Here is a 14,116-nt window from a genome sequence, read left to right as displayed (position 1 = left end):
AGTGCAAAGCTGACCGAAAGGTTAACTTTAAAGGTTTCTGCGCTCGCAGCAAACAACCAGATACAAATTTCTGACTAAAGAATCAAAAAAGACAATGCGACGTGGCACCGCAGGATGGTTACAGGCATCCCTTGTAGGAGCTGTCGAGTGAAACGAGGCTGCGATCTTTTGATCCTGTTTTTTTCGATCAAGATCAAAAGATCGCAGCGTGCCGCAGCTCCTACGGGAGCCGGGTTGCGTGATGGGAGCGGAGGTCAAATTTCAGACACAAAAAACCCCGGTCTTTCGACCAGGGTCTTTGCTATCGATTCCGAATCAACCAACGGTTGCTTTCGGTGCTTCAAGGCGTTCAGTGATCCTTGAAGCAGATATGGCGCAGCGGACGGGACTCGAACCCGCGACCCCCGGCGTGACAGGCCGGTATTCTAACCGACTGAACTACCGCTGCGTATCGCTTTGAGCTTGCGCTCAAGTAACTCGTTTTGATTGAAAGCTTCGGTGCTTTTCAATCGCGAACCAGACAATGTCTGACTCGTTCAATATGGCGCAGCGGACGGGACTCGAACCCGCGACCCCCGGCGTGACAGGCCGGTATTCTAACCGACTGAACTACCGCTGCGCGTCGGTGCAGGCACTTTCAGCCTACGTTCTTGCTTACGCAAGTTTCTCGGGAGTGGTGGGTGATGACGGGATCGAACCGCCGACATTCTGCTTGTAAGGCAGACGCTCTCCCAGCTGAGCTAATCACCCGTTTGCATCTCCGAGGCCGCGAAATTTACGCAGGTAGCGAACCTAAGTCAATAGCAGGATTGAAGTTTTTCTAAAAAAGACGAAATTGTTTCCATCCTGCGAGAGCACCTTCGCGAGCAAGCCCGCTCCCACAGGGGAATGCATTCCAAATGTGGGAGCGAGCCTGCTCGCGAAGGCGTCAGTTCATTCAACGCAAATTCAATAGAAAAAGGCGATCTACTCGCTATAGATCATCTTTTTCGTCATGCCGCCATCGACGACGAATTCCTGCCCGGTGACAAACCCGGCATTCCTCGACAGCAACCACGCAACCATCGCCGCCACGTCTTCGACCGCCCCTACCCTGCCCGCCGGATGCTGAGCATGATCGGCATCAGCCAAAGGCTCCGCTCGACGCACCGAAGGATCGCGCGCATCGATCCAGCCCGGGCTGACCGCGTTAACACGAATCTCCGGCCCCAGACTGATCGCCAATGCATGCGTCAGCGCCAACAACCCGCCCTTGCTCGCCGCGTACGCCTCAGAGTCGGCTTCCGATTGCCGCGCACGGGTCGACGCCAGATTGACGATCGAACCGTTGTGAGCGCGTAGGTACGGCGCGCAGTGCTTGGCCAGCAACATCGGCCCACTGAGGTTCACCGCCAACACACGATTCCAGTAGGCCAGATCGAGGCTTTCCAGGGTGATGTTGTGCGGATCAGCCACGGCCGCGTTGCACACCAAAGCGTCGAGACGACCAAACTGCCCCAACACCTCCGCTACACCGAGCGCGACCTGAGCCTCATCGGCAACGTCCATGGCGATGAACCAGGCACTTTCGCCCAGCACCTTCGCCACTTTCGAACCGCGCGCGCGGTCAAGATCGGTCAGCACCACTTGCCAGCCTTCGCTGATCAGCCATGCCGCAATCCCCAGACCGATACCGCGCGCAGCACCCGTGACCAGCGCAACGCGGCCATGGGTACCAGGTTTCGGGGTCGACAACTCGATCACAGCGCTGCCAGACCGCGCGCCAGATCGGCTTGCAGATCCGCCACGTCTTCCAGACCGACCGCAATGCGGATCAGGCTGTCACGGATTCCCGCTGCTTCACGCTCTTGCGGCGCGAGACGGCCGTGGGAGGTGGTGCTCGGATGGGTGATCGTGGTTTTGCTGTCGCCGAGGTTGGCGGTGATCGAAATCAGTCGAGTCGCATCGATAAAGCGCCACGCGCCCTCTTTGCCCCCCTTGACCTCAAAGCTCACCACCGCGCCGAAGCCTTTCTGCTGACGCTGGGCCAGTTCGTGCTGCGGATGGCTCTTGAGGCCGGCGTAATGGACTTTCTCGATGCCGTCCTGCTGCTCCAGCCATTCGGCCAGTTGCTGGGCGTTGGCGCAGTGCGCCTTCATCCGCAGGTTGAGGGTTTCCAGACCCTTGAGGAAGATCCACGCATTGAACGGGCTCAGGGTCGGCCCGGCAGTACGCAGGAAACCAACGATTTCTTTCATCTGCTCGCTGCGACCGGCGACCACGCCGCCCATGCAACGGCCTTGGCCGTCGATGAACTTGGTCGCCGAATGCACGACGATGTCCGCGCCCATTTTCAGCGGCTGCTGCAAGGCTGGCGTGCAGAAGCAGTTGTCGACCACCAGCATCGCGCCTTTGGCGTGCGCGATTTCTGCCAGCGCGGCGATATCGACCAGCTCCGCCAGAGGATTGGACGGCGACTCGACGAAGAGCAATTTGGTGTTCGACTTGATTGCCGCATCCCAACTCGACAGGTCGGCCAGTGGCACATAGTCGACTTCCACGCCGAAACGCTTGAAGTACTTCTCGAACAGGCTGATGGTCGAACCGAACACGCTGCGCGAGACCAACACGTGATCGCCAGCACTGCAAAGGCTCATCACCACCGCCAGAATCGCGGCCATGCCGGTTGCGGTGGCAACGGCTTGCTCGGCGCCTTCCAGCGCAGCAATGCGCTCTTCGAACGCGCGCACGGTCGGGTTGGTGTAACGCGAGTAAACGTTGCCCGGCACTTCGCCGGCAAAGCGCGCGGCCGCGTCGGCGGCAGTGCGGAACACGTAACTGGAGGTGAAGAACATCGGATCACCGTGCTCACCTTCCGGCGTACGGTGCTGACCGGCACGTACGGCCAGGGTATCGAACGCTACGCCTTCAAGGTCGCTGTCCAGCCGACCGGCATCCCATTCCTGACTCATGCTGTCACTCCTTGCGCTGTTCTCGAAAATAGAAAGTCAGATACAAAACCGGCCCCTCAGGGCCGGTAGAAACTCAGTTGTTGTACAGATCGATGATCGCACTGACCGCTTGGGTCTTGATCTTCGAGGAGTCGTTACGCGCCTGCTCGATCTTGTCCAGATACGCCTCATCGACGTCGCCGGTAACATATTTGCCGTCGAACACCGCGCAATCGAAGCTCTCGATCTTGATCTTGCCGCCACCGACCGCTTCGATCAAGTCAGGCAAGTCCTGATAGATCAGCCAGTCAGCGCCGATCAGATCCGCCACGTCCTGGGTCGAACGGTTGTGTGCAATCAACTCGTGAGCGCTTGGCATGTCGATGCCGTAGACGTTCGGGAAGCGCACCGCCGGAGCAGCCGAGCAGAAGTAGACGTTTTTCGCGCCGGCTTCGCGGGCCATCTGGATGATCTGCTTGCACGTGGTGCCGCGCACGATCGAGTCGTCGACCAGCATCACGTTCTTGCCGCGGAATTCCAGCTCGATGGCGTTGAGCTTCTGGCGCACCGACTTCTTGCGCGCTGCCTGGCCCGGCATGATGAAGGTACGGCCGATGTATCGGTTCTTGACGAAGCCTTCGCGGAATTTCACGCCCAGGTGGTTCGCCAGCTCCAGTGCCGCAGTACGGCTGGTGTCCGGAATCGGGATAACCACGTCGATGTCGTGCTCTGGACGCTCGCGCAGAATCTTCTCGGCGAGTTTCTCACCCATGCGCAGACGAGCCTTGTACACCGACACGCCGTCGATGATCGAATCCGGACGCGCCAGATAAACGTGTTCGAAGATGCATGGGGTCAGCGAAGGATTGGTCGCGCACTGACGGGTGTGCAGCTTGCCCTCTTCAGTGATGTAAACCGCTTCGCCCGGCGCCAGGTCGCGAATCAGGGTGAAACCGAGCACGTCCAGGGAAACGCTTTCCGAGGCGATCATGTACTCGACGCCTTCGTCGGTGTGACGCTGGCCGAACACGATCGGACGGATGCCGTGCGGGTCACGGAAACCGACGATGCCGTAACCGGTGATCATCGCGACCACCGCGTAACCGCCGACGCAACGGTTGTGCACGTCGGTCACGGCGGCAAACACGTCTTCTTCGGTCGGTTGCAGCTTGCCGCGCTGGGCCAGCTCGTGAGCGAACACGTTCAGCAGTACTTCCGAGTCGGAACTGGTGTTGACGTGCCGCAGATCGGATTCGTAGATCTCTTTGGCCAACTGTTCAACGTTGGTCAGGTTACCGTTATGCGCCAGGGTGATGCCGTAAGGCGAGTTGACGTAAAACGGCTGAGCCTCGGCCGAAGTCGAGCTGCCCGCGGTTGGATAGCGGACGTGACCGATACCCATGTGGCCGACCAGACGCTGCATGTGACGCTGTTGAAACACGTCACGCACCAGGCCATTGTCCTTGCGCAGGAACAACCGGCCATCATGGCTGGTCACGATACCGGCAGCGTCCTGGCCGCGGTGCTGGAGCACGGTTAGCGCGTCATACAGCGCCTGATTGACGTTCGACTTACCGACGATACCGACGATGCCACACATGCGACGCAACCCCTACTTAATGGATCTGAACTGAACAACACTCACTGAGGCGTTTTCGCCGACGGCAAGAGTTGCTCCTTGAACGGAATATCAGCGGGTACGCTGATTCCGCTGGCAAGCCACTGACTGCTCCACCCGAGGATCAGGTTTTTGGACCAGTCGGCGACCAATAGAAACTTGGGAACGAGTTGGGATTCTTTCCACCACCCGTCCTGCTGTACCGGCCCCAGGCTCAACAGCCCGATCGCCACAACCACCAGCAACACGCCACGCGCTGCGCCGAAGGCCATGCCGAGGAATCGATCGGTCCCGGACAACCCGGTGACGCGTACCAACTCGCCGATAAGATAATTGATCATTGCGCCCACGATCAGTGTGGCGACAAACATGATGGCACAGCCCGCGATCACGCGAGCCGATGGGGTTTCGATGTATCCGGCGAGGTACTCGGACAATGAACCACCGAACATCCAGGCGACGACTCCTGCGATGATCCAGGTCACCAGCGATAATGCTTCTTTGACGAAGCCGCGGCTCAAACTGATCAAAGCGGAGATGGCGATGATTGCAACGATCGCCCAGTCAACCCAGGTAAATGGCACAGTGCAGCCTACAGACGGATAAGGCGGCGCATTTTAGCAGAGCGCATGCCTCTCGGTAAGCTGCGATTGTCAGTGCATTTCAATCGAGGCGATAGTTTTTAGCCGCGCTCAGGCTGGAAGCGCACGACAAAACCCTTGAGGTTCTGCTGACGGCTCAAAAGATCACGCAAACGATCGGCTTCAGCGCGCTCGATCAGCGGGCCGACAAACACCCGATTCTTGCCATCGGCCGTACGGATATAGGCGTTGTAACCCTGGCTGCGCAGGGTTTTCTGCAGGCTTTCGGCGCTGGCACGGCTCGACAGGCTAGCCAGTTGCACCGACCAGCTCACCGACAGACCGTTGGCATCGACGCGACTTTGCGTGGTGTCCGGCTTGCTCGCTGCGGCGCTCGGGCCGGCAGTAATCGGCTGAGCAGGCGCAGGAATCGGTTTTGAGGTTGGCGGCGGCGTTGTCGGTTTGACGATCTGCGCTGGCACTACCGGTGCGGCGGCGATCGGTGCCGAAGGCGCTTCTTGCTCGGCAACCTCTTCGTCCGTCGGCACAGGCTCTTGCGGCAAGGCTTGCGGCTCAGGCACGGCGACCGGCTCGACCTGCACTTGCGGCACGGTCGGGGCTTGCGGGGCAGCCGGTGCTTCCACGACAACCTGACGCTGTTCGTCCTGACGCGAAAACAGCATCGGCAGGAAAATCACCGCCAACGCCACCAGCACCAGAGCGCCAACCATGCGCTGCTTGTACGCTTTATCCAGCAAAGCCATTTGCCGCTTCCTCCGTGGAGCGCCGGGCCAACCATTCAAGGGCCTCGGCGACACAATAAAATGATCCGAACAACAGAATCTCGTCGTCGCTCGTCGCCACTGCGCATTGACCGTCCAGGGCGGCGGCGACACTGTCGTAAGACGTGACCGACGCACCAAGGTTCTGCAATGCCGCGTTTAATTCAGCCACCGGAAGTGCGCGCGGCGAATCCAGCGGCGCGACAGCCCAATGCTCGACACTAGCATTCAATTCGCCGACAACACCATCCAGATCCTTGTCGGCCAACAAACCGAACACTGCCAGGCGCTTGCCGACCGGTGGCCGCGAGGCCAGCCGACGGGCCAGATACTCGGCCGCGTGCGGGTTATGCCCCACATCCAGCAACACATTCAGGCGTTTGCCGTTCCACTCGAACGAACGGCGATCCAGACGCCCGACCACGCGAGTCGCCTGCAAGGCGGCAATGATCTGCTCGGCATGCCACGGCAAACCGAGCAACAAATACGCCTGCAACGCCAGCGCAGCGTTCTCCATCGGCAGATCGAGCAACGGCAAGTCGCGCAGTTCGACAGCCTGCCCCTGCGCATCGGTACCGCGCCACTGCCAGTGCTGATCGGTGATACCGAGATCGAAATCACGCCCACGCAGGAAGAACGGACAGGCCAGTTCGCGCGCCTTGTCGAGCAACGGTTGCGGAGGATTCAGATCGCCACACAAGGCAGGTTTGCCCTGACGGAAAATCCCGGCCTTCTCGAAAGCCACGGATTCGCGGGTGTCGCCCAGATAATCGGCGTGATCGACGCCAATGCTGGTGACCAGCGCGATGTCGGCATCGACTACGTTGACCGTGTCCAGACGCCCGCCCAGCCCAACTTCGAGCACCACAGCGTCGAGTTTTGCCTGTTGAAACAGCCAGAACGCCGCGAGGGTGCCCATTTCGAAGTAGGTCAGGGAAGTGTCGCCGCGCCCGGCCTCAACCGCAGCAAAGGCTTCGCACAGCTGTGCGTCAGTGGCTTCGAGGCCATTGAGCTGCACCCGCTCGTTGTAACGCAGCAGGTGCGGAGAATTGTAGACACCGACGCTCAGGCCCTGCGCACGCAGCAATGAAGCCACGAATGCGCAGGTCGAACCCTTGCCGTTGGTGCCGGTGACCGTAATCACCCGAGGCGCCGGCTGGCCCAGCCCCATGCGGGACGCTACCTGTTGCGAACGCTCCAGGCCCATGTCGATGGCCGACGGATGCAACTGCTCAAGGTAGGCGAGCCATTCGCCAAGGGTGCGCTCGGTCATAGGCCAGCAGGTACCGGTGGAACCACGATCGGCTCGATTGGCGCGGCGACGAATTTCGGCGTCGGCTTGCCAGTCATTTGTGCCAGCAGGTTACCCAGACGCGGGCGCAGTTCCTGACGGTGGATGATCATGTCGATCGCGCCGTGTTCCAGCAGGAATTCGCTGCGCTGGAAGCCTTCCGGCAGTTTTTCACGCACGGTTTGTTCGATAACGCGCGGGCCGGCAAAACCGATCAGGGCTTTCGGCTCACCGACGATCACGTCGCCGAGCATCGCCAGACTCGCGGAAACACCGCCGTAGACCGGGTCGGTCAGCACGGAGATGAACGGAATGCCTTCTTCACGCAGACGCGCCAGCACAGCCGAGGTCTTGGCCATCTGCATCAGCGAGATCAGCGCTTCCTGCATGCGCGCACCGCCGGAAGCGGCGAAGCAGATCATCGGGCAACGGTTTTCCAGCGCGTAGTTGGCAGCGCGGACAAACCGCTCACCAACGATGGCGCCCATGGAACCGCCCATGAAGCTGAATTCAAACGCCGAAACCACCACCGGCATGCCCAGCAGGGTGCCGCTGACCGAGATCAGCGCGTCTTTCTCGCCGGTCTGCTTTTGCGCAGCCACCAGGCGATCCTTGTACTTTTTGCCGTCGCGGAATTTCAGACGGTCAACCGGCTCCAGATCGGCGCCCAGTTCGTTGCGACCTTCGGCATCGAGGAAGATGTCGATGCGCGCACGTGCGCCGATGCGCATGTGGTGGTTGCACTTGGGGCAAACGTCCAGGGTCTTTTCCAGCTCCGGACGATACAGCACAGCCTCGCAAGACGGGCATTTGTGCCAAAGACCTTCAGGCACCGAGCTCTTCTTGACCTCGGAACGCATGATCGAAGGGATCAGTTTGTCTACTAACCAGTTGCTCATGCTTTCTTTCTCCAGTACCGGCGGCCCGAACCTTTCGATTCGCAACCCCGCGTATGCCCTTGAGCTAAATTCATGTGTGCGGCGATGGTTGGTGAACCGCCACGGTCAGCGCGAAACATGACCTGCGTGCAATCCAGACAACCCTCAGCCACGCTTGCTTTGTGCAAGTGCATTGATGGACGGCGGCAGACTGCCAGCCGTCACATCGACGATGTATTGCTGCGCACTGCTTGGATAAATGCGCGGATCTTTGCGTGATCCTTGATGCCCTTGCTCGCCTCTACCCCGCCGCTGACGTCTACGGCGTAGGGTTTTACCTGGGCCACGGCGCCCGCGACGTTTTCCGGGGTCAGGCCGCCGGCCAGAATCAACGGCTTGCTCAAACCTTGCGGAATCAAAGACCAGTCGAACGCCTCACCGGTTCCGCCAGGCACGCCTTCAACATAGGTGTCGAGCAACACACCGCTGGCGCTTGGGTAGGCATCTACAGCTGCGGCGATGTCGTCGCCAGCCTTTACCCGCAACGCTTTGATGTACGGGCGATGCCAGCCTTCACAGTCTTCAGCGACTTCATCACCGTGGAACTGCAGCAGATCCAGCGGCACCGCATCGAGGATTTCCCCCAACTCGCAGCGGCTGGCGTTAACGAACAGGCCCACGGTGGTCACAAACGGCGGCAACGCCTGGATGATCGCCCGCGCCTGCTGCACGGACACTGCGCGCGGGCTCTTGGCGTAAAACACAAATCCGATCGCATCCGCCCCGGCCTCGACGGCGGCCAGCGCATCTTCTATGCGGGTAATCCCGCAGATCTTGCTGCGAACGGCTGACATGTCGAGAAAAACTCCAAGGCAAAATCCGGGAAAGTCCCGGATGGTAACAAAAGCGTTCGAGGGCGTCAGCCGCCAAGTTCCGAGAATCCCGTAAGGAAATGTGGCCCGATAAAACGCTCGGGTAACGGGAATTCATCGTGGTACTCGACCTGCACCAGATATAGGCCGTACGGATGCGCTGTCACCCCGCCGGAGCGGCGTTCACGGCTTTCCAGCACTTCCTTCATCCACTCGACCGGCCGCTCGCCCGCACCGATGGTCATCAGGACGCCAGCGATGTTACGCACCATGTGATGCAGGAAGGCGTTGGCGCGGATGTCGAGGACGATCATCTTGCCGTGGCGGGTGACGCGCAGGTGATGCATCTTCTTGATCGGCGACTTGGCCTGGCACTGACCGGCACGAAACGCGCTGAAGTCATGCGTACCGATCAAGTGCTGCGCGGCCTCGGCCATGCGCTCGACGTCGAGCGGGCGGTGGTTCCAGGTGATTTCTTCGTTGAGGTGCGCCGGACGGATCTGATCGTTGTAGATCACGTAGCGATAACGGCGGGCGATGGCTTTGAACCGTGCATGGAAATGCGCCGGCATCACCCGCGCCCAACTGACGCTGATGTCGTGGGGCAGATTGATGTTGGCGCCCATGACCCAGGCTTTCAGCGAGCGATCGACCGTGGTATCAAAATGCACCACTTGCCCGCAGGCATGCACACCGGCGTCGGTACGCCCGGCGCACTGCAAGGAAACCGGCGAGTTGGCGACTTTCGACAGGGCTTTTTCGAGCTCTTCCTGCACCGTGGCCACACCCGTCAACTGGCGTTGCCAGCCGCTGTAGCGCGAGCCTTTGTATTCAACGCCCAGCGCAACGCGGTAAAAGCCGTCGGGGGCCATTTCGGCGACCGGGTTATCTATGTTTGCCAAGGTGGGACAGCCTGCTGTTTTTGCAAAGGCGGGCATTATAAGGCCTCAAGATCAAAAGATCGCAGCCTTCGGCAGCTCCTGCACAGAAATCCGCATTCCCCTGTAGGAGCTGCCGAAGGCTGCGATCTTTTGATCTTGAAAACCCAAACAAAAACGGCAGCCTCTATGGGCTGCCGTTTCGTTTACCGCTGGACTGATTACAAGCTCGAAAGCATGTCCTTGGCCTCGCCCCGCTGCTTCTCGTCACCCTCGGTCAACACTTCGTTGAGAATGTCGCGCGCGCCGTCGCTGTCGCCCATGTCGATGTAGGCCTGAGCCAGATCGAGTTTGGTCGCCGCTTCGTCGGTGCCGGAGAGGAAGTCGAAATCGTCTTCGCCCAGATCAGCGTCCAGCGCCGCATCCGCCTCAGTAAACGTCGGCTCGGCGATGTTCTGCGACAGACGATCCAGTTCAGCGTTGACGTCATCCAGCTCCGCCGCGAACGCATCAGGCTCGGCCGGTGGATTGGAGTCCATCTCGTCCGCCAGCGACAGATCAAAATCGGCCGGCAGTTCCAGATCGTCCTGCGGTACGTCAGCCACGACGGGCGGCTCAACCGGCGACAGGTCTTTCACGCCATCGTCCAGATCCAGCAGGAAGTCGTCTTCGGCCAGAGTGGCTGGCGACGGTTCGGCGCCGAGATCCAGATCCAGATCGAAGTCCGACAGATCGTCGAGGTTTTCTTTGATGTCGGTCTGCTGTTGCAGCACCGATTCAAAGCTCAGATCGTCATCCGCCGGGAATTCGTCGAGTTCGGCCAGTGCTTCCGGCGCTTGCGGCTCAACAACAGGCGCAGGCTCGATCGGCGTGATGTTGTCGAGATCGTCCAGGCTCAGGTCAAACGCGCTGTCGAGATCATCTTCCGCCGGTGCCGGGGCAGCAGCAGGTGCTTCCGGCTCATCCAGCAGCAAGTCTTTGACGTATTGCGCGTCCAGTTCGGCAGCTACAGCGGCAGCAGCCAAACCACCGGCAGCGACAAGGGCCATGGCCGGGAAGCGGCTTTTCAGCTCTTCGACCTTGGCGAAGTTATCGCCATTGGCCACCAGTTGACGTTCCTGAGCGACGAACGCATCGCGATCGCCCTGCTGACCGTAGACTTCCATCAGTTTCAGACGCAGGTCACTGCGTTGCGGCTCGAGGCTGACGCCCTCCTCCAGCAACGCCGCTGCCTGATTCAAGCGACCGGCATTGATGTGCGATTGCGCTTTGTCGAGCACGTCATCGGAACGCTCGGCGGCTGGAGAAACCAGCGGCGCCGCAATTGGCGTGGCCATGACCACTGGCGCAACGACCGCTGCCGGTGCAGGCGTTGGCGCCGGAGCCGGGGTATTGAGTGTGACGCTGGCGGCTGGTGTTTCCAGACCTTCGAAGCTGCTTTCCGGCAGATCCTGTTCAGCGGAGAACTCTTGTTCTTCGGACAAGGCACGCGCCATGCGCATGTGTTTCTCGGCTTCCTGCTGAGCTTTGCGGCGACGCGCCAGCAGCAACAGCAGAAGTAGCAGAACCACCGCACCGCCGCCGATCAGCCCCAACAGGACAGGATTGGTCAGCAGCTCGTTGAAGGTTTTCTCATCATCGACAACCGGTTTTGGCTCGGCAGTCGGCGCTACCGGCGCATCGACTGGCGGTGCAATCGCCGATTCCGGGGTTGGCGACGCGGCCGCTTCTGCCGGAGTTGCAGGCGGTGTCGCGGCCAACTCGGCGGTAATCGCAGGCACCGCAGGCACCGCTGGATTTGCAGCGTTAGCCGCTGGCGCAGCGCCCGAGCCTTCAGCCTGGAGTTTCGCCAGTTGATTGTTCTTCAGCTCGATCAGTTTTTGCAGCTTGTCCATCTGACTTTGCAGATCGGACACGCGGCTCTTCAATTCCTCGTTGTCGCGACGGGTCGTGTCGAGGCTTTCCTGCGTGACGGCGAGTTTGTTGCTCAGCGCCTTGGCATCGCCGGCCGGGCCTTTACCGCGCGCCTTGGCGCTTTCGGCAGACACCAGGCTCAGATTGTCGCTGGTATTTGGCGCAGCGCCGCTATTGCCACGACCACGATTGGTCGCATCCAGCTGCTGCTGGCCAGTGCCAGGCTTGGCCACGTAACGACGGCCCGAGCGCCAGGCGTCGTTCTGCGCAGCGACTTCCGCAATGGCGGCGGTTTGTGGCAGCGCGGTGCTTTGTGTCGAATCCGGCAGACGCAGCACCTGACCGGTTTTCAAGCGGTTGATGTTGCCACCGATAAAGGCGTCCGGGTTCAGCGCCTGAATCGCCAGCATGGTCTGCTGCACCGAGCCGCCATTACGCGCCTTCGCGGCGATTTCCCACAGGGTATCGCGGGCGGTCGTGGTGTATTGAGTCGAGTGCGTGGCGCCGGTGGTTGGCGCGGTGACGGTTTGCGACGGCGCCGGTTGCGCAGCGGCATCAGCCGTCTGCGGCGAGAACTTCGACGGATCGAGCAGCACGCTGTAGTCGCGCAGCAGACGGCCGTTCGGCCACATCACCTGCACGAGGAATTTCACCATCGGCTCGGACAGCGGCTTGCTCGACGTCACGCGCAGTACGCTTTTACCACTGGCGTTGAGCACCGGGGTAAACGTCAGGTCATTGAGGAAGGCCTGGCGATCAACGCCGGCCTTGGCAAAATCTTCGGGTGAAGCCAGGCTCGGCACCACTTCGGCAGCGGTGAGATCCTTGACGTCGAGCAGCTCGATTTCAGCCACCAGCGGCTGGTTCAGGGTCGACTTCAGGGTCAGCTCCCCGAGCCCGAGGGCATGCGCCATACCGGAGGACAGCGCCGAGGCGGCCGCTATTGCTAACACCAGTTTGCGAACTTGAACCATAGCCTCATCCTTTGTTTGAACGTTCCTCGGCCAGCGAGAAGATATTGATTGTCGCTGCCGTAAGGCATTGCGCGCGACGACGACAGATGTCGCGCGCGATCATTTCTTTGATGCCCCGGAAAGTCCCGGAGGGTGATACGTTTTCAACTGCTCCGGGCAAGCATAGCGCTCACCTAGAATCAGTCGACAAATTGTTGCCAAGTATCTTTTACAGCAGGTCTTTTATCAACAATTCAGCCACCTGCACAGCGTTAAGGGCCGCGCCTTTGCGTACGTTATCTGACGTCAGCCACAGATTAAGTTCCGCCGGGTCGTCGACACCGCTGCGCACGCGCCCGACATAGACCACGTCCTGCCCTACTGCGTCACCAACCGCAGTCGGATAATCACCGGCCTCAACCAGCTCAATCCCCGGCGCCGCTTCGAGCGCCGCGTTGACCTTTTCCAGGTCGACGGCCTTCTTCGACTGCAAGGTCACGCTAAAGCTATCGCCAAAAAACACCGGGGCTTGAACGCAAGTTGCGGAAATCTTCAATAAAGGTTGCGCCAGCACCTGGCGCAGCTCGCGCACCAGACGTTTTTCCAGCAGCGTGTGCCCGTTCGCGTCCGGCGTGCCGACCTGAGCCAGCAGGTTGAACGCTACCTGTCGGTCAAAAAAGGTTGGCTCCAGCGGGCGCATGTTCAGCAGCTCGGCGGTTTGCCGCGCCAGCTCGGAAACGGCTTCACGACCTTGCGCGGACATCGCCAGACTGGCGCTGACATTGACGTATTGCAGATCGATCAGATCGAGCAACGGCGTCAGTACCACCGCGAGCGTGGTGGCTGACGGGCTTGGGCTGCTGACCTGGAACGGCGCTTTCAGATTGGCGAGTACAGCGGCGTTGGCTTCCGGCACCACTTGCGGCGCCTGATCGGCCGGCAAGGCGCCGGACAAGTCGATCAACGAGCAACCGGCAGCGTGAGCGCGCGCCGCGTAACTCAGGGTGATGGCCGGGCCAGCGGCGAAAAACACCAGTTTGACCTTGCTGAAATCGAACTCGTCGACCTCACGCACACGCACGTTTTTGTTGCGGAACAGCACCGAGCTACCGGCGGATTCGCTGCTGGCCAGCAGGTGCAGGTTGCCGACCGGAAAGTCGCGCTCTTCGAGAATCTGTACGAGGGTTTCGCCGACAGTACCGGTGGCGCCGATTACGGCAATATCTAGGGTCTGGGTCATGGTGCGAGCCTCTGGCGAAACGGGGGGAGCGGCACTTTACCGGGTGACTGGCGCACAGGCAATTTCTGCCGGGGATTTGCGGCGCCTGCACCGGCCCCTTCGCGAGCAAGCTCGCTCCCACAGTGAATATCGGGCGGACACAACCTGAGTGTTCGGCGCCGATCAAATGTGGGAGCGAG

The 14,116-nt window shown here is 60.4% G+C and carries 11 protein-coding genes and 3 tRNA genes; all 14 read right to left on the bottom strand.

All coding sequences use genetic code 11. The annotated features are described in order from the left end of the window. Positions 1-371 precede the first annotated feature (371 nt). A tRNA-Asp gene (locus QMX93_RS08170) sits at positions 372-448 on the bottom strand. A gap of 94 nt (positions 449-542) precedes the next feature. Next, a tRNA-Asp gene (locus QMX93_RS08165) sits at positions 543-619 on the bottom strand. Positions 620-674: 55 nt separating this feature from the next. Next, positions 675-750, bottom strand: a tRNA-Val gene (locus tag QMX93_RS08160). Between the two features lie 216 nt (positions 751-966). After that, entirely contained in the window at positions 967-1,743 is a 777-nt protein-coding gene (locus QMX93_RS08155) for an SDR family oxidoreductase (protein WP_282354458.1), read from the bottom strand. Beyond that, positions 1,740-2,951 (bottom strand): O-succinylhomoserine sulfhydrylase, encoded by a 1,212-nt coding sequence (locus QMX93_RS08150; protein ID WP_282354456.1) that lies wholly within the window; start codon positions 2,949-2,951, stop codon positions 1,740-1,742. The genes QMX93_RS08155 and QMX93_RS08150 overlap by 4 nt, the downstream gene beginning before the upstream one ends. Positions 2,952-3,024: 73 nt before the next feature. After that, entirely contained in the window at positions 3,025-4,530 is a 1,506-nt protein-coding gene (purF, locus tag QMX93_RS08145) for an amidophosphoribosyltransferase (RefSeq protein ID WP_053118948.1), read from the bottom strand. 41 nt (positions 4,531-4,571) lie between these two features. Further along, positions 4,572-5,132: a CvpA family protein gene (locus tag QMX93_RS08140; RefSeq protein ID WP_053118946.1), complete on the bottom strand. Its 561-nt coding sequence runs from the start codon at positions 5,130-5,132 to the stop codon at positions 4,572-4,574. Between the two features lie 98 nt (positions 5,133-5,230). Next, positions 5,231-5,893 (bottom strand): SPOR domain-containing protein, encoded by a 663-nt coding sequence (locus QMX93_RS08135; RefSeq protein ID WP_282354448.1) that lies wholly within the window; start codon positions 5,891-5,893, stop codon positions 5,231-5,233. After that, positions 5,877-7,184, bottom strand: a complete 1,308-nt coding sequence (gene folC / locus QMX93_RS08130; protein ID WP_282354447.1) for a bifunctional tetrahydrofolate synthase/dihydrofolate synthase — start codon at positions 7,182-7,184, stop codon at positions 5,877-5,879. The genes QMX93_RS08135 and folC overlap by 17 nt, the downstream gene beginning before the upstream one ends. Next, positions 7,181-8,101: an acetyl-CoA carboxylase, carboxyltransferase subunit beta gene (accD, locus tag QMX93_RS08125; protein WP_008083214.1), complete on the bottom strand. Its 921-nt coding sequence runs from the start codon at positions 8,099-8,101 to the stop codon at positions 7,181-7,183. Before accD ends, folC begins: the two co-directional genes overlap by 4 nt. 200 nt (positions 8,102-8,301) lie before the next feature. Further along, a complete protein-coding gene (locus QMX93_RS08120) occupies positions 8,302-8,934 on the bottom strand; it encodes a phosphoribosylanthranilate isomerase (protein ID WP_212544409.1) in 633 nt (210 codons plus the stop codon). Between the two features lie 65 nt (positions 8,935-8,999). Next, a complete protein-coding gene (truA, locus tag QMX93_RS08115) occupies positions 9,000-9,824 on the bottom strand; it encodes a tRNA pseudouridine(38-40) synthase TruA (RefSeq protein ID WP_053118938.1) in 825 nt (274 codons plus the stop codon). 227 nt (positions 9,825-10,051) lie between these two features. Beyond that, positions 10,052-12,718 carry a FimV/HubP family polar landmark protein gene (locus QMX93_RS08110; protein ID WP_282354434.1) on the bottom strand — a complete coding sequence of 889 codons (2,667 nt, stop codon included), beginning with the start codon at positions 12,716-12,718 and terminating at the stop codon, positions 10,052-10,054. Between the two features lie 208 nt (positions 12,719-12,926). After that, positions 12,927-13,937, bottom strand: coding sequence for an aspartate-semialdehyde dehydrogenase (locus QMX93_RS08105; RefSeq protein ID WP_282354432.1), 1,011 nt, complete (start codon positions 13,935-13,937; stop codon positions 12,927-12,929). Positions 13,938-14,116 lie beyond the last annotated feature (179 nt).

This window comes from Pseudomonas sp. PS01303, from assembly GCF_029959385.1.
GTDB lineage: Bacteria > Pseudomonadota > Gammaproteobacteria > Pseudomonadales > Pseudomonadaceae > Aquipseudomonas > Aquipseudomonas rustica.
Note: the sequence above shows the minus strand (reverse complement) of the source record. Positions and strands in the feature narration are given on the sequence as shown.

What these genes read in the sequence shown, in the direction of transcription:
- QMX93_RS08150 (WP_282354456.1), bottom strand. Translation starts at nt 2,951, where the DNA reads ATGAGTCAGGAATGGGATGCCGGTCGGCTGGACAGCGACCTTGAAGGC.
- purF (WP_053118948.1), bottom strand. Translation starts at nt 4,530, where the DNA reads ATGTGTGGCATCGTCGGTATCGTCGGTAAGTCGAACGTCAATCAGGCG.
- QMX93_RS08135 (WP_282354448.1), bottom strand. Translation starts at nt 5,893, where the DNA reads ATGGCTTTGCTGGATAAAGCGTACAAGCAGCGCATGGTTGGCGCTCTG.
- folC (WP_282354447.1), bottom strand. Translation starts at nt 7,184, where the DNA reads ATGACCGAGCGCACCCTTGGCGAATGGCTCGCCTACCTTGAGCAGTTG.
- accD (WP_008083214.1), bottom strand. Translation starts at nt 8,101, where the DNA reads ATGAGCAACTGGTTAGTAGACAAACTGATCCCTTCGATCATGCGTTCC.
- QMX93_RS08120 (WP_212544409.1), bottom strand. Translation starts at nt 8,934, where the DNA reads ATGTCAGCCGTTCGCAGCAAGATCTGCGGGATTACCCGCATAGAAGAT.
- truA (WP_053118938.1), bottom strand. Translation starts at nt 9,824, where the DNA reads ATGGCCCCCGACGGCTTTTACCGCGTTGCGCTGGGCGTTGAATACAAA.
- QMX93_RS08110 (WP_282354434.1), bottom strand. Translation starts at nt 12,718, where the DNA reads ATGGTTCAAGTTCGCAAACTGGTGTTAGCAATAGCGGCCGCCTCGGCG.
- QMX93_RS08105 (WP_282354432.1), bottom strand. Translation starts at nt 13,937, where the DNA reads ATGACCCAGACCCTAGATATTGCCGTAATCGGCGCCACCGGTACTGTC.